General features: G+C 61.8%; 13 protein-coding genes. 8 read left to right on the top strand and 5 right to left on the bottom strand.

Annotated elements, in window-relative coordinates:
• The first annotated feature begins 49 nt into the window (after positions 1 to 49).
• The 6 genes from hemF (at position 50) to rng (ending at position 4781) form a co-directional block, all read left to right on the top strand.
• On the top strand, positions 50 to 988 hold the full coding sequence (gene hemF, locus P9250_RS23340) for an oxygen-dependent coproporphyrinogen oxidase (protein WP_250464259.1): 939 nt from the start codon (positions 50 to 52) through the stop codon (positions 986 to 988).
• A complete protein-coding gene (locus P9250_RS23335) occupies positions 979 to 1683 on the top strand; it encodes a nicotinate-nucleotide adenylyltransferase (RefSeq protein WP_250464257.1) in 705 nt (234 codons plus the stop codon). Before hemF ends, P9250_RS23335 begins: the two co-directional genes overlap by 10 nt.
• 2 nt (positions 1684 to 1685) lie before the next feature.
• Complete coding sequence (rsfS, locus tag P9250_RS23330) at positions 1686 to 2141, top strand: ribosome silencing factor (protein ID WP_244827534.1); 456 nt, start codon at positions 1686 to 1688, stop codon at positions 2139 to 2141.
• 14 nt (positions 2142 to 2155) lie between these two features.
• A complete protein-coding gene (rlmH, locus tag P9250_RS23325; RefSeq protein ID WP_244827533.1) occupies positions 2156 to 2626 on the top strand; it encodes a 23S rRNA (pseudouridine(1915)-N(3))-methyltransferase RlmH in 471 nt (156 codons plus the stop codon).
• Positions 2627 to 2692: 66 nt separating this feature from the next.
• A complete protein-coding gene (locus P9250_RS23320) occupies positions 2693 to 3304 on the top strand; it encodes a Maf family protein (RefSeq protein ID WP_310395429.1) in 612 nt (203 codons plus the stop codon).
• A 7-nt stretch (positions 3305 to 3311) separates the two neighbouring features.
• Positions 3312 to 4781: a ribonuclease G gene (gene rng / locus P9250_RS23315; protein ID WP_250492108.1), complete on the top strand. Its 1470-nt coding sequence runs from the start codon at positions 3312 to 3314 to the stop codon at positions 4779 to 4781.
• 284 nt (positions 4782 to 5065) lie between these two features.
• Here the strand turns inward: rng and P9250_RS23310 are convergent, their stop codons facing one another.
• The 3 genes from P9250_RS23310 to P9250_RS23300 form a co-directional block, all read right to left on the bottom strand.
• Positions 5066 to 6325: a CotH kinase family protein gene (locus tag P9250_RS23310; RefSeq protein ID WP_310395427.1), complete on the bottom strand. Its 1260-nt coding sequence runs from the start codon at positions 6323 to 6325 to the stop codon at positions 5066 to 5068.
• 181 nt (positions 6326 to 6506) lie between these two features.
• Entirely contained in the window at positions 6507 to 8225 is a 1719-nt protein-coding gene (gene msbA, locus P9250_RS23305) for a lipid A export permease/ATP-binding protein MsbA (protein ID WP_370652127.1), read from the bottom strand.
• A gap of 172 nt (positions 8226 to 8397) precedes the next feature.
• Positions 8398 to 9675 (bottom strand): O-antigen ligase family protein, encoded by a 1278-nt coding sequence (locus P9250_RS23300; protein WP_309960976.1) that lies wholly within the window; start codon positions 9673 to 9675, stop codon positions 8398 to 8400.
• Positions 9676 to 9834: 159 nt separating this feature from the next.
• Between P9250_RS23300 and P9250_RS23295 the strand changes: the two genes are divergently transcribed.
• Positions 9835 to 10830, top strand: coding sequence for a glycosyltransferase (locus P9250_RS23295; protein ID WP_310395424.1), 996 nt, complete (start codon positions 9835 to 9837; stop codon positions 10828 to 10830).
• Positions 10831 to 10884: 54 nt separating this feature from the next.
• Positions 10885 to 11646 carry a glycosyltransferase family 2 protein gene (locus P9250_RS23290; RefSeq protein ID WP_310395422.1) on the top strand — a complete coding sequence of 254 codons (762 nt, stop codon included), beginning with the start codon at positions 10885 to 10887 and terminating at the stop codon, positions 11644 to 11646.
• A gap of 24 nt (positions 11647 to 11670) precedes the next feature.
• On the opposite strand, the gene P9250_RS23285 is transcribed toward P9250_RS23290, so the two are convergent.
• Both P9250_RS23285 and dnaE read right to left on the bottom strand, forming a co-directional pair.
• Positions 11671 to 12732: a glycosyltransferase family 4 protein gene (locus tag P9250_RS23285; protein WP_310395420.1), complete on the bottom strand. Its 1062-nt coding sequence runs from the start codon at positions 12730 to 12732 to the stop codon at positions 11671 to 11673.
• Positions 12732 to 16262 carry a DNA polymerase III subunit alpha gene (gene dnaE / locus P9250_RS23280; protein ID WP_409014929.1) on the bottom strand — a complete coding sequence of 1177 codons (3531 nt, stop codon included), beginning with the start codon at positions 16260 to 16262 and terminating at the stop codon, positions 12732 to 12734. The genes P9250_RS23285 and dnaE overlap by 1 nt, the downstream gene beginning before the upstream one ends.
• Positions 16263 to 16271 lie beyond the last annotated feature (9 nt).

Here is a 16271-nt window from a genome sequence, read left to right as displayed (position 1 = left end):
GTTTTTAGAGAATCCACATAACGCCTGTCATGGCGCATTGCAGCAATCGATGAGTGAAACGAACCAGCACGACGCAGCCCACGATATCGCCGCCGTCCGTCAATACCTGACGGGCTTGCAGACGCGTATTGCCGATGCCCTCGGCGCGTTCGACGGCAATTCGTTCGCGACCGATGCCTGGACTCGCGAGCCCGGCGCGCATCTGCGTGGCGGGGGCGTGACGCGCATTCTCGAAGGCGGCGAGTTTTTCGAGCGCGGCGGCATCGGCTTCTCGGACGTGGCGGGCGACGCGCTGCCGCCCTCCGCTAGCGCCGCGCGTCCGCAACTCGCCGGGCGCGGTTTCGAGGCGCTGGGCGTGTCGCTGGTGATGCATCCGAGAAATCCGCACTGCCCGACCGTGCACATGAACGTGCGCATGCTCACGGCGGTCAAGCCCGGCGAAGAGCCGATCTTCTGGTTCGGCGGCGGCATGGACTTGACGCCCATTTACGGCTACGAGGACGACGCGCGGCATTTCCACCGCGTCTGCCGCGACGCGCTCGACCCGTTCGGCGTGGAGTTGTATCCGCGCTTCAAGACGTGGTGCGACGAGTACTTTTATCTGAAGCATCGCGACGAGCAGCGCGGTATCGGCGGCATCTTTTTCGACGATTTCTCCGAGCCCGGCTTCGAGCGTTCGTTCGCGATGATGCGGCGCGTCGGCGACGCGTTTCTCGAAGCGTATCTGCCGATCATCGACAAGCGCCGCGACACGCCTTACGGCGAGCACGAGCGCGCGTTTCAGGCGTATCGGCGCGGACGTTACGTCGAGTTCAACCTCGTGTTCGATCGCGGCACGCACTTCGGTCTGCAAAGCGGCGGGCGCACCGAATCCATTCTCATGTCGATGCCGCCGGTCGCGAACTGGCGCTACGACTGGGCGCCCGAGCCCGGCACGCCGGAAGCGCGACTCTATTCCGACTTCCTGGTGCGCCGGCAATGGCTGTGATCGCGCCGGGCACACCTTGCAAAAAGCGCGTCGGCATTTTGGGCGGCACCTTCGATCCGATTCACGAAGGGCATCTGGCGCTCGCGCGCCGCTTCGCCGCGCTCTTGCGCCTGACCGAACTCGTGCTGTTGCCCGCGGGTCAGCCGTGGCAGAAGGAAGGCGTATCGGCGCCGCATCACCGGCTGGCGATGACGCGCGCGGCGGCGCAGTCGCTGCACATCGAGGGCGTGAAGATCACCGTCGCCACCGATGAAGTCGAGCGCGAAGGCGCGACCTACACGGTGGAGACGCTTGCGCGCTGGCGCGAGCAGGAAGGCGCCGAGGCATCGCTTGCGTTGCTGATCGGCGCGGATCAACTGGTCAAGCTCAATACCTGGCGCGACTGGAAACGGCTCTTCGAATTCGCGCATGTCTGCGTGGAGACGCGTCCCGGCTTCGATGTCGCGTCGCTGCCCGCGCCCGTCGCCGCTGAACTCGAAGCACGCGAGGCATCCCCGGAAGTCTTGCAGGCCAGCACGCACGGTCACATGCTGATCGACACCACGCTTCTCATCGACGTATCCGCCACGGCGATCCGCGAGGAAGCGAGCGCATCACACGAAGGCGCACGAGGCGCGTCGCAAGACGAAGTCCGCGCGCAGGTCCCATCCGCCGTATGGGACTACATTGTTCAACATCATTTGTATCAACGGTAATCATGGAAATTCAAAAGCTTCAACGCGCGATCATCGACGGTCTCGAAGACGTCAAGGCGCAAGACATCAAAGTGTTCAACACCACTCACCTGACGTCGCTGTTCGACCGCGTGGTCGTGGCGAGCGGCACGTCGAACCGGCAGACCAAGGCGCTTGCCAACAGCGTGCGCGAACGGGTGAAGGAAGCCGGTGGCGACATCATCAGCACGGAAGGCGAAGAGATCGGCGAATGGGTGCTGGTCGACTGCGGCGACGCGGTCGTCCATATCCTGCAACCGGCGCTGCGCCAGTACTACAACCTCGAAGAAGTCTGGGGCGACAAACCCGTGCGCGTGAAATTGAGCAAGCCGAGCATGTTCGGCGGCGCGAACGTCGAAGCCGACGAGGACGAAGACGAGGAAGATGCCGCACCGGCCGTCAAGCGTCCCGCCCGCAAGACCGCGCGCAAGCAGGCCTAAAGCGCAGCGCGTCGATGAAGCTCGTCATTCTCGCAGTCGGACACAAGATGCCCGACTGGATCACGAATGGCTTCGACGAATACGCGAAGCGCATGCCGCCCGAATTGCGCATCGAGCTCAAAGAGATCAAGCCCGAGCAGCGCTCGTCCGGCCGCAATGCCGAAAGCGTGATGGCTGCCGAGAAGCAGCGAATAGAAGCCGCCCTGCCGAAGAACGCCCGCGTGATTGCGCTCGATGAACGCGGCCGCGACTGGACCACGATGCAACTCGCGAACGCCCTGCCCGCCTGGCAACAGGACGGCCGCGATGTCGCGTTCGTGATCGGTGGCGCGGACGGCCTCGCGCCCGAAGTGAAGGCGCGCGCCGAACTCATGCTGCGTATCTCGAGTCTCACGCTGCCGCACGGCATGGTGCGCGTGCTGCTTGCCGAACAGCTTTACCGTGCGTGGAGCATCACGCAGAATCATCCTTATCATCGCGCGTAACGGCAGATGCCCTGATATTCCGTGGTGGTGTCGAAGGCCGGCGCGCTTGTCGAGACCCGCTATCGAATGTCTACTTATCCCTTCGTCTATCTTGCGTCTCAAAGCCCGCGCCGCCAGGAGTTGCTGCGGCAACTGGGCGTGCGCTTCGAACTCCTCTTGCCTCGTCCCGATGAAGACGCCGAAGCGCTCGAAGCCGAGCTGCCCGGCGAAGCAGCGCATGCCTATGTTCAGCGTGTCTGCATGCTGAAGGCGCATGCGGCGCGCGCACGTCTCGTCGCGGGCAATCATGGGACAGCGCCCATTCTCGTCGCGGATACCACCGTGACCATCGACGGACAAATACTCGGCAAGCCCGCGCATGAAGAAGACGCGGTCGCGATGCTGACGAAGCTCGCGGGTCGCGAACATGAAGTGCTGACGGCACTGACCGTCGTCGATGGCGATGGCGCATGTCACGCCGCGCTCTCGCGCTCGACGGTGCGTTTCGCGCCGGTCGACCGTGCTGCGCTGCAACGATACGCCGCGACGGGCGAGCCTTTGGGCAAGGCCGGCGCGTATGGCATTCAAGGCCGCGCGGCAGCATTTATCGAGCGAATCGACGGGTCCTATTCGGGTATCATGGGTTTGCCCCTTTTCGAAACCGCAGCACTCTTGCGCGTGGCACGCGTCGAATTCTAAACAGGCCATGAACGAAGAAATCCTGATCAACGTCACACCGCAAGAAACCCGCGTCGCACTGGTGCAGCAAGCCGCCGTTCAGGAGCTTCACGTCGAACGCACGCTCTCGCGCGGCCGCGTCGGCAACGTCTATCTTGGCAAGGTCGTGCGCGTGTTGCCGGGCATGCAGTCGGCGTTCATCGACATTGGTCTGGAACGCGCCGCGTTTCTTCATGTTGCGGATATCTGGCATCCGCGCGTGGCGGGCGAGCCGCATGGATCGTCGCCGCATGTGCCTATCGAGAAGATCGTCTTCGAAGGACAGGCGCTGATGGTGCAGGTCGTGAAGGACCCTATCGGCACGAAGGGCGCGCGACTCTCCACGCAGGTGAGCATTGCGGGGCGCACGCTGGTTTATCTGCCGCAGGAACCGCATATCGGGATTTCGCAGAAGATCGAGAGCGAGACGGAGCGCGAAGCTATTCGCGCGCGTCTCACCGCCGTGCTGCCCGCCGATGAGAAAGGCGGCTATATCGTGCGGACGATTGCCGAAGATGCATCGAGTGAAGAGCTTGCCGCCGATGTCTCGTATCTGCGCAAGACCTGGGCGACGATAGTTGCTCAAGGGCAGCGCGTACCGCCGACCACTTTGCTCTATCAGGATCTAAATCTGGCGCAGCGCGTGTTGCGCGACTTCGTGAATGACGAGACCACGCGCATTCAAGTGGATTCGCGCGAGACGTATCAGATGCTGGCGGATTTTGCGGCGGAGTTCACGCCGGCGGTGGCATCGCGCGTGCATCACTACACGGGCGAGCGGCCGCTTTTCGACCTGTACAACATCGAGGCGGAAATTTTGCGGGCGCTGTCGCGGCGCGTCGATTTGAAGTCGGGCGGCTATCTGATGATCGATCAGACCGAGGCCATGACCACCATCGACGTGAATACGGGCGGCTATGTCGGCGCGCGCAATTTCGACGACACCATCTTCAAGACGAACCTCGAAGCGGCGCACACCATCGCGCGGCAATTGCGGTTGAGGAACCTGGGCGGAATCATCATCATCGATTTCATCGATATGGAGAACGTCGAGCATCGCGATCAGGTCCTGAGCGAATTGAAGCGCGCGCTGTCGCGGGATCGTACGCGCGTGACGGTCAATGGCTTTTCGCAACTCGGGCTCGTGGAGATGACGCGAAAGCGCACGCGGGAATCTCTTGCGCATGTGTTGTGCGAGCCGTGTCCCACTTGTCAGGGCAAGGGGCAGGTGAAGACGCCGCGAACCGTGTGTTATGACGTGTTGCGCGAGATCATGCGCGAATCGCGGCAGTTCAATCCGCGCGAATTTCGCGTGGTGGCTTCTCAGCAGGTGATCGATCTGTTTCTGGAAGAAGAGTCACAGCATCTGGCGATGTTGATGGACTTTATCGGCAAGCCGGTTTCGTTGCAGGTGGAGTCGAATTTGAGTCAGGAGCAGTATGACATTGTGTTGATGTAGGACTAACTCATACAACCTCTAAAGAAACACGCAGGGGCGCGCGTTCGAACCTTTTGTTCATCGACGCATAAATAAGCAACGAAAGGGCCGAATAGCGGCCCTTCGTCATTACGAAGCTTCATTCGAAGGCAGACCAGAATTTGTCGACATCGAAATCAGCGCCTTAATGGATGGCTGGTATGGTTTTCCAGACGACTGAGCCGAGCGGCTCTTCTGTATCGATGCTGCAAACAGCAAACAGCAAATAGCAAACAGGAGCGCTTGACGCTCCTGCAATTCCACCCTCAAAGATTCCCATCCAACCAGGCAATCCGCCGCGTGAGCCAATCTTTCAGATAAGCCACCTCACCCTGATAAGTACCCGTCACCACCGGATTCGGCCAAAGCTTCTTCCCAAGCACCGGCCATTTATCAAAGTTGCGCTTAGCTGCGCCATTTGCCTGAAGCGCCTGCGCGTTCTCATCGACATAACTCACGATCGTATCGATTTGCGATGCCTTCAGTTGATCCCACCGTGCCCGAACACGTGTCTCGAAGCTCGGATCGATCTGCTTCATGCGTGAGATCCACTGACCGTTTGCAACCCACCATCCTTCCGGATACTGCGCGTCGGAAAAGTTAATGTTGCCCGCGCCAATGTCGAAGTCCCACAACGGCCCGAACTTCAATTTACCGCCGGCATCCTTATAGAGGTAGATGCTCGCAAAATCCCGCGCGTCCTGATTCTTGAAAATCTCGTTGACGAGATACCAGTCGATCAGCGATGCGACATCGAAGTACTGCTCGTAATTCCCCGAATTGGAATACAACGCGTCTTCGGCCTGCTGCATATAGTCTTTGATAAAAGCGACCTGTGCGTCCGATGCCGAATCCGGACTGTCGATGCAAAGCGCAATGCCGTGCGTCGTGCGCCAGCAAACGTCTTCGTCCATGCGCTCGTTGATTTCGACCAGGAAGCCTGTGCTCTCGGGCGCGACCACGTTGTCACTATTGGCGATATTCACGCGGTTCTTGTCCACCCGCACCGACTCGACCACGTCATACACGCCCGCATACTGACCGTTGAGCGTGAGTTCGACGGGAACGTCATGCGGCGTCCACGCCATGCCAAAACGCCTGCCTAGTTCGAACGCCGTGCGATTGCGCAAGAGCGTCTTGTCGAAGTAATTCGCGAGCAGAATCCAGTTCTTGTCCTTCGGCAGCCCAAAAAAACTTGCCTTGCTGTCAAGTTTCAAGCGATATGGCTTCTTGTCCGCCGTCCACGTGCTGTTGCCATGGCCCTTGATGCTCGTCCTGCCTGTGAAGGGATCGACATCGTCCGGCCCGGTGATGCCGAGATCGGCGCCGAGATAAACATCTTTATCGACGATCGGAACACGGCCATCCGTATTAATGGACATGGCCGGCAGCGCGGCCGCGGGCGTTGCGCTCTTGCCCGACGGGTCCGTCGTACCCGTGGTATCCGTCGAATCCTTCGAGGGAGCGCTAGAGCCGCCGCCCGAGCAGGCAGCAAGAACGGTGCTGATGAGAACCACCGTAGCCATCGACGCAAGGCTCGGCCGGCTGCGCGTTTTTGCTTTTACAACGAACTGCAACATGATCTTCGCTTCTCTTTCAATGATCCGGTCCCACGGATTGGGCCGCGGATCATATCAAGGCTGCTCGAAGCGTTTGTATCAATAGTTGACCGAAGTCGGGAACAAGCGCCGATGGTCAATAAGCCGATCAAGCCGGCTGCTGCTGATACTGAATCCGGTGCAGATGCGCATACAGTCCTTCCTTGCGCAATAGTTCGGCATGGCTGCCCTGCTCCGCGATTCGCCCGCCTTCCATGACGAGGATGCGGTCCGCGCGCTCGATGGTCGACAAGCGATGCGCGATCACGAGCGTCGTGCGTCCCTTCATCAGCGTTTCGAGCGCGGCCTGCACGTAGCGTTCCGATTCGGAATCCAGCGCCGATGTCGCCTCGTCCAGGATCAGGATCGGCGCGTCCTTGTAGATCGCGCGGGCAATCGCCAAACGCTGCCGCTGTCCACCGGACAAGCGCATTCCGTTGCCGCCGATCAAGGTATCCATGCCATCAGGCAGCGCCTGCACCATATCGATGAGATTCGCCGCCATCAGCGCCGAGAACACGCGGTCGCGATCGGGCTTCTGCCCATAAGCAACGTTCGCCGCAATGGAGTCGTTGAACAGCACGACATCTTGGCTCACCATCGCCATCTGGCCGCGCAGGTCGTGCAGGTCGTAGTCGGTGATCGGCACACCATCGACGAGCACCTGCCCGCCGCGTGGATCGAAGAAGCGCGGCAGCAGATTCACGAGCGTGGTCTTGCCACTGCCTGACGGCCCCGCGAGCGCGACCATCTCGCCGGGCGCAACCTTGAACGACACGCGGTCAAGAATCATGCGGTCCAGCGAACCGTAGCTGAACGTGACGTCGCGGAACTCGACTTCGCCTTGCGCGCGTTCCAGACGCCGCCCGCCGCCCTTCGGCTCCTCGGGTTCGTCGATCAGGCCGAAGATCAGCTCCGCCGCCGTCATGCCACGCTGCATCGGCTGGTTGATGTCAATCAGATGCTTGAGCGGCGAGATGACGAGCAACATGGACGTGACGAAGGCAACGAAGCCGCCCACCGTGGTCTGATCGTTGGTGGACTGCACGACCGCAATCGTGATGACCACCGCGAGCGCGATCGACGCAAGAAACTGCGTGAGCGGCTGCGCGAGGCCGCCGGACACCTGCATGCGCATCGAGTAGCCGCGCAGGCGCTGGCTCATCTCCGTGAAGCGGTCCATTTCGTACGGTTCGCCGTTATGCACCTTGACGACCTTGTAGCCCGCGACGGTTTCCTCGACGACATAGGACAACTCGTTGGTCAGCGTCTGATGCTCGCGATTGAGCCGCCGCAATCGGCGGTTGATCTTGCTCACGAGCCAGCCGATCACCGGCAGGATGACCGCGACGATCAGCGTGAGCCGCCAGTTGAGGATGAACAGATAGCCGAGCAGAAAGACGACCGTGAGCGAATCGCGCACGAGCGTGACGACGACGCTCGATAGCACGCTCAGAATCTGGTTGACCTCGAACACGACTGCATTGATGACCGTGCTGGCCGTCTCGCGCTGAAAGAAGCCGGCGCTCGTGTGGATCATGCGCTCGAACATCTGCAGGCGAAGTTGCAGCAGGATCTTGTTCGACACGTACGACAGAAAATAGCCCGACGCATACTGCGCCGCGCCGCGTACGAGCGCGAGTCCGATCACCGCGGCCGGCACGAGCCATTTCGCGTGATCGCTGCTTTTGGAGCCAAATCCGTGGTCGAGCAACGGTTTGAGCAGCATCGGGATGCCGGCTTCGGTCGCGGCGACGATTCCCATCGTGCCGAGCCCGAGCAACACCATGCCCATGAGCGGGCGGATGTAGGGCCACAGGCGCCGCATGACCGCGGTCGGCGACGAACTTTCCGCGCCGCCAATCGGCTTGCGCAAACTACCTTCTCGTTTCAAGAGCGTATCTCCACTTCGCCCGGCGCTTTCCAGCTCTTCCCGCGGCGCTCGTTGGTTACTTTTGTGATTTCTCGTCCGCCGGAGAATGAAACCGGCCGGCCCGAATTCAGCCGATCGGTCCGCGCCCCGGCTTGCCAAGCGGCTCGCGCGCGTCGTGCGTGATGACCGCAAGCAGCACGGCCCAGAAGAGCGCGATGAGCGACGTGCTCATCACGACCGTGAATACATCGATACTCAGTCCGAAGATGATAACCGACCCCGAGACCGCGATCCCGCAATACGCCGCCGTCGACACATCGGGATGCGGCGACTTCCGGTAGCGCAGGAAATACACGAGCGGCCCGAAATACAGCAACGCAAGACAGACCACGCCCGACGCGCCCAATTCCGCGATCGTCGAGAAAAACTCGCTGTGCGCGCGTTGATTGACGACGAGCGGCGATACCTCGCCGGCATCGGCCATGCCCTTGAGCGAATTCTTCAGATGTCCCTTGCCGACGCCGAAGACCGGATTCGCCTCGAACAGATGAATCGACGCGGTCCACAACTGCAGCCGCGCGCCGAGCGAACTGTCCGCCGCCGCGCCGTGCGACAGGCGCGCGATGTCGGAGCGCGTCGCCTGCACACGTTCGCGGCCGATCGGCGAGGCGAGCAAGAGCGCCATCGCCAGAACGGCGACGCCGAGCGCGGTCAGCCAGTGACGAGGGTGTTTGATCCAGCCGAAGTTGAGCAGGCACAGTACGAGAAAGAGCGGAATGGCAAGCCAGCCGCCGCGCGTGCCCGACAGATACGACGCGTAAATGCCGCCCACCAGTCCGAGCAGCTTCAGTGCAATGCCGAGGCGCTTCGTAAGCACGTTCGGATAACGATCCCAGCGGATCGACATCACCGAAAGAAAGCCGAGCAGGAGCGCGGTATTTCCGTAGGGAATCGGATTGGTGAAATCGTTGCCGAGGCGATCGAGTTCTGTCACCGTCATGTGGATGGCGCTGTCCACGGCCCAGAAACCCGCGCCGATGGCACCGAGCGCGCAGCCCCAGCCGAGCGCCTTCAGTTGCCGAATCGGCACGTTGACGAGCAGCAGGAAAATCGGCAACGCGAGTGCGAAGCGCGACATGCCGTCGAATTCGCGCGGCAGATAATAACCTTCGATGGCTTGCTGCAACGGCAGATAAACCATGAAGCACAGCATGGCCACCGTATAGAGCGGGAACGCGTTGACGAGCAGACCGAGCCTCAGACGAAACGGCTTGCTGAACCCCGCGAAGAGCGCGATGGCAAGCAACACGAAGAAGCAGTAGCCCGTCCCTCCTCGCACGACGAGTGTGCTTGCGGGCGCCAGCAAGACCATGCTGGCGATCATGTAGCGCAGAGTTTTTTCCAAATCGATGAACCTTAAGCGGGATTGACCGGCCGGCCCGGTCGCCTATCCCCAAATCGCGGGTTATTATAGCCGCTGCCGTCTGGCATGAGATTCGCTCTCCGCGAGCGCGCAACGCCGTGGCCAAGACGCGCCGGGCCTTCGAAGCACTCAGAATCGTACATGTCAGGAATATCACAGCCAGAGCAGAACGCGCCGCTCGCGAGTCTCTTGCTCATTACCTTCAATCAGCAGGAAACCGTTGCCGACGCGATTGCCGGGGCGCTCGCGCAAACCTGGTCGCCGCTGGAAATCCTCATTTCCGACGATGCCTCCTCCGACGCCACTTACGCCGTCGCCGAGCGCTGTGTGCGCGAATATCGCGGGCCGCATACGGTGCGGCTGTATCGAAACGAGAAGAACACGGGTATCAGCGCGCATCTCAGTGCGCTCGCGGTGCGCGCATCGGGCGAGATGCTTTTTATCGCGGCGGGCGACGATATCTCGCGACCGGAACGCGTCACGCGCGTCATGGAAGTGTGGCTCGCAAGCGGCAAGCGCCACGACCTCATCGCGACCGACCTGCAAGACCTCGATGCCGAAGGCAATACGCACGACATCCTGCGCGTAACGGACCTCGATGACTATCGCAGCTTCGACGACTGGATGGAACGGCGGCCTCATCTGGTCGGCGCGGCGCATGCGTGGGCGCGGCGTCTCTTCGAGGAGTTCGGGCCGATCGCGCCCGGCATCTACGGCGAAGACCAGATCATGGCGTTTCGCGCGATCATGAGTCACGGCGCGCATACGCTGCACGAACCGCTCGTGCTGTACCGGCGCGGCGGGCTGTCGAGCAAGCGCAAATGGCGCACGCCGGCGGAATTCGTCGCGCGTATCAAGCTTGCGAATATCAACGGATCGGGCGAGACGCGTCAGCTCGAAAGCGACGCGGACAAGGTCGGCGTCGGCGCTCGGATGCGCGCGATGCTGGCGCGAAAGTCGGCGCGCGAGCGCTACGTGAGCGCCGTGTTCGGCGACGCGTCGTTGGCGCGCAAGGTCGCGCTACTGATTGGATCGAATGAAGTCAGTCCGGGATTTCGCATCAAGATGTTCGTGTATGCGACGTGCCCGTGGCTGCTTTCGCCGTTCTTCTTCGTGAAATGGCATTTGCGCGGCTAGGCTTTTCCAATCGAACGTGACCACGACAAGAATCAGAGGCCGGACTCGGGCAACATGAAATCGCCAACGCTTGGCATCGCCATCATCACCTACAACGCGGCCGCGCGGCTCGCGCAATGTCTCGACTCGGTTTCGTTCGCGGATGACATCGTCATCGTCGATGGCGGCAGCACCGACGCCACCGTGGGTATCGCCCAGGCACATCGCGCGCGCGTGATCGAAGCGCGCGACTGGCCCGGCTTCGGGCCGCAGAAGAATCGCGCGCTGGATGCGCTCGCCACCGACTGGGTCTTGTCTATCGATGCCGACGAAGTCGTGACGCCCGAACTCGCCGCATCGATTCGAGCCGCCATCACTCGCCCGCAAGCGGATGTCTATTCGGTCGACCGGTTATCGAGTTTTTGCGGAACGTGGGTGAGACACAGCGGCTGGTATCCGGACTGGATTCCCCGGCTGTTCAAGCGGGGCGCGGCGCGCTTCTCGTCGGATCTCGTGCACGAGCGTCTGGTATTTTCCACGAACGAGCCCGCGATCAGGCTAAATGGCCGGCTGATGCACTACTCCTACGAAGACTTCGAGACCGTGCTGCGCAAGCTGGACGCTTATTCGACCGCGGGCGCCGTGCAGCGTCATGCGGCAGGCAAGCGCGGCGGTTTCGGGGTTGCGCTTACACGCGGCACGTGGGCTTTTTTGCGAACGTATTTTCTGCGCCGCGGTTTTCTCGATGGGCGCACGGGCTTCATGATCGCGCTCTTCAATGCGCAGACGGTGTATTACCGGTTCTTGAAGCTCGAGCATCTGAACGAGAGACGATAGGCGCCACGGCTTGGCTCAGCGGCTTCAACGACCGCCGCTGATTTCTTCCGCCAGCGCCAGCAGCGCATTCACATGCGACGCGACGCTCGCGTCATAACGAACGGCATTGCCCGATACGCGGCGTCGCGAAGCAATTGCCGCAGCGACGACGCGCCGCAGGTCGTCCGCATCGCCAGATTTGAAAACGTGCTTGGCGCTTTCGTCGATGGCATCGCCACAGCCGATGCAGGCCGGAAAGATCACCGGCGTGCCGCACATGACCGATTCGATGCCCACGAGCCCAAACGGCTCGTAGCTCGACGCGAGAATGGTGAAGTCCGCCGCGCGATAAGCGTCCTCGATATTTTTAGCGTAGCCGATATAGCGCACGTTCGGCGCGCTCTTCTCGGGCGCGCGCCCGGCAACGGCGATCACGATCGGCAAGCCTGCGCCGCCGAGCGCCTTCTCGATCAGCGGCAAACCCTTGCGCTCGTGACTGCTCGAAGGAAAGAGCAGCACGATTTCGTCTTCCTTGAAACCGAACCGTTCGCGCAGACGGGCGCGCGCGGTTTCATCGGCTAAGGCGAAACGCGCGCCATCCACGGGCGGATAAAGCACGCGAATCTTCCGTTCGTCGATGCCGTAAAGCCCGCGAAGCTCGTTGCGCATCATGTCCGAGTGCGCGACGATCACGCGCGCGTCCCGATACTGCCTGCGTTCGAGCGCGATCTGCCGCGTATCCGACCGCTTTTCGCGACGCCCGGTTGCGCGCAGAAAGCCGATATGCGTGCCTCCGCAGATGGCGATCTCCGAGCCTTCCACGCGATTGCAGCCGATCAGCACGTCGACCCTGGCCTTATTGCGCGCGCGCTTGAGCGCCCACGAAAAATACACGTCGCGCAGCTTGCCCGGCAGAAACGACACCTTGATGCGATGCGCCTCGACGAGCTTGCTCTCCGGCAACGACGAGTCGATCTTGCGGGCAAAGAACGCAGGCTTTTGGCGGCCCTCGAAGCCGGCGGCGGCAAGACCGCGCACCAGGTCCATGGCGTATCGTTCGAGCCCGCCGCTCAGTTTGAGCGCGTTCGCCGAGATGCCGATGCGCATCAGTAGACGATTTCGATTGCGCTGCCCGCGAACTCGCCGCGCAGCGCGGTGATGAGTTCGTCGGTGGGCTTGACGCGCCAGGCATCGCCGAGCCGCACTTCGCCTTCCGCATGCTCGCTGCGATAAACGATGCTCACGTTCAAGCCGTTCGGGATGGGTGCGGACTGGCGCTGCCTGCCGTTTTCGCGCGCGGGCGGCGCCACGGCCGCCGGCGCTTCCGCACCCGCCGCATGCGCTTCGAGCACGCGGCGCAGACGCAAGGAATCCGCGTTGCCGTTCATCTCGACCTTTACCGACTGCGCGTAGCGGCTGCGCGCGCGTTCGAGGTCCATCGCGGTATCGACGGTAAAGCGAATGCCGCCGGTGAAGGCGTCGTTACGCGCCTGACCTTGCACCACGAGCAACTCGTCTTCCTTGAAGAGCGCCTTGTTGGCTTCGAACTGCTCGTTGAACACGGTGACTTCGCACTGGCCGGTGCCGTCGTCGAGATTGACGATCAGCATCTTGCCGCGCTGGGTCATTTGCGTGCGCGTGGTCGAGATCACGCCCGCGACGAGCTTGTCGCGCCCTTCCTTCAGTTCGCCGATTTTTTGACGCACGAAGCGGCGCACTTCACCTTTGTAGGCGTCGAAGAGATGGCCAGACAGATAGAAACCGAGCGCGGTTTTTTCTTCCTGCAAGCGCTTCTTGTCGGACCACATGGGTTCATCGACGAGCCGATGCTTTTCGAGCGGCGCGTCGCCCATGTCGAAGAGACCGCCTTGCATGGCGTTGGCGGCGGCCTGATCGGCAGCTTCCATGGCGAGCGGCACGGAGGCCAGCAGTTGCGCGCGGTTCTCGTGCAGGCAGTCGAACGCGCCCGCGCGGATCAGCGCTTCGACCGTGCGGCGATTCACGACGCGCCGGTCGATCCGCTCGCAGAAGTCGAAGAGATCCGCAAACGGCCCGTCTTCACGCGCACGCAGGATTTCCTCGATTGCGTTCTGGCCGCTGCCCTTCACCGCGCCGAGACCGTAACGAATGGTCTTCGAGCGCTTGCCGTCCGCTTCGGCGACCGGTTCGAAGCGATACGCCGACTGGTTGATGTTCGGCGGCAGCACGGCCATGCCATTGCCGATGCAGTCCTCGAAGAGAATCTTGACCTTGTCGGTGTCGTCCATGGCGAGCGACATATTGGCCGCCATGAATTCCGCCGGATGGTGCGCCTTCAGCCACGCCGTGTGATAAGCGAGCAACGCGTAAGCCGCCGCGTGCGACTTGTTGAAGCCGTAGCCCGCGAATTTCTCCATGAGGTCGAAGGTGTCGTCCGCCTTCTGCGCGGTGAGACCGTTCTTCGCCGCGCCTTCGCGGAACAACTCGCGATGCACGGCCATCTCTTCGGGCTTCTTCTTGCCCATCGCGCGACGCAGCAAGTCCGCGCCGCCGAGCGAATAGCCGCCGATGATCTGCGCCATCTGCATCACCTGCTCCTGATAGACCATGATGCCGTAGGTCTCCTTCAGGACGGGCTCGACGCGCGGGTCCGGATACTCGACGATCTCGCGCCCGTGCTTACGCGCGCAGAAGCTCGGAATCAGGTCCATTGGGCCCGGACGATACAGCGCCACCAGCGCGATGATGTCCTCGAAGCGATCCGGCTGCGCGTCCTTCAGCATGCCCTGCATGCCGCGGCTTTCCAGCTGGAACACGGCGACGGTATTCGCTTTCTTGAGGATCGAAAACGAAGCGGGGTCGTCGAGCGGAACCTGCGAGAGATTCCAGTCTTTCTTCGAGGGATCGAGCCGGCGAATATAGCGCTCGGCCCAGTCCAGGATGGTGAGCGTGGTCAGGCCCAAAAAGTCGAACTTGACCAGACCGACGGCTTCCACGTCGTCTTTGTCGTATTGACTGACCACGCCGCCGTCTTCGCCCTGCGTGTAGAGCGGACAGAAATCGGTGAGCTTGCCAGGCGCGATCAGCACGCCGCCCGCGTGCATGCCGACGTTACGCGTGAGCCCTTCCACGCGCTGCGCGAGTTCGAGCAATTGATGCACTTCGTCTTCGTTGTCGAAGCGCTCCTGCAGGGTCGGCTCTTCCTTCATCGCGTCCGCGATGGTCACGTGCTTGCCCGGTTTGAACGGGATGAGCTTGGCGACGCCGTCGGTGAACATGTAGCCGAGATCGAGTACGCGGCCGATGTCGCGCACCGCCGCCTTCGCCGCCATGGTGCCGAAGGTGGCGATCTGCGAAACCGCGTCCGCGCCATATTTCTGCTTCACGTACTGAATGACGCGGTCGCGCCCTTCCTGACAGAAGTCGATGTCGAAGTCGGGCATCGACACGCGTTCGGGATTCAGGAAGCGTTCGAACAGCAGGTTGTAGCGCAGCGGGTCGAGATCGGTAATGCCGAGCGCATAAGCGACGAGCGAGCCCGCGCCCGAACCGCGGCCGGGACCCACCGGCACGCCATTGTTCTTCGCCCACATGATGAAGTCGGCGACGATCAGGAAGTAGCCCGGAAAGCCCATCTTGATGATCGTGCCGCACTCGAATTCGAGCCGCGCGTAATAAGTCTCGCGCTGTGCCTCGCGTTCGGCTTCATCGGGATAGAGCTGCGCGAGCCGCACCTCGAGGCCTTCCTTCGACAACTGCACGAGGTAGTCGTCGAGCGTGAGACCGTCCGGCGTGGGGAAAAGCGGCAGCTTGGGCTTGCCGAGTTCGAGCGTGAGATTACAGCGCTTCGCAATTTGGACCGTATTAGCGAGCGCGGAAGGAATATCCGCGAAAAGCGCGCACATTTCGTCTTGCGTGCGGAAATACTGCTCGGTCGTGAAGCGCTTCTGACGACGCGGATTGGCGAGGATATCGCCTTCCGAAATGCACACGCGCGCTTCGTGCGCGGTGTAGTCGTCGGGCGTCATGAATTGCAGCGGATGCGTGGCGACCACAGGCAACCCGAGCTTTGCGGCGAGCGCGACGGCCTCCTGAAAATAAGCCTGTTCGCCCGGCTGACCGGCGCGCTGCAGTTCGATGTAGAACGCGTTCGGAAAGAGCGCCGACCAGCGTTCGGCGTTGCGTTGCGCGCTTGCCGCGTTGCCCGCCGCGAACGCCATGCCGATGTCGCCCTGCTGCGCGCCGGAAATGGCGAGCAGACCTTCAGCCAGCCCTTCTTCGAGCCATTCGACGAGCACTTCTGCGCGCCCGCGATATTGATTCGTCAGCCACGCGCGGCTCAACAGTTCGCACAGGTTGAGATAGCCGGTCTTGTGGCGCACGAGCAGGATCAGCCGCGAAGGCTTGTCGCGATCGGCGGGATTGGTGATCCAGACATCGCAGCCGGCAATGGGTTTGATGCCCTTGCTGCGCGCTTCCTTGTAGAAGCGCACGAGGCCGAACGCGTTGGCGAGATCGGTCAGCGCGAGTGCGCCCTGACCGTCTTTCGCGGCGGATTTGACGACGTCGTCCAGCCGCACGATGCCGTCGGCAATCGAGAACTCGGAGTGGACGCGAAGATGAACGAAGCGGGGATCTGACATGACGATATTGTACATGCGGCCCAT

Source organism: Caballeronia sp. LP006 (genome assembly GCF_031450995.1).
Taxonomy (GTDB): Bacteria; Pseudomonadota; Gammaproteobacteria; order Burkholderiales; family Burkholderiaceae; genus Caballeronia.
This window is presented reverse-complemented; position numbering and strand designations above follow the sequence as displayed.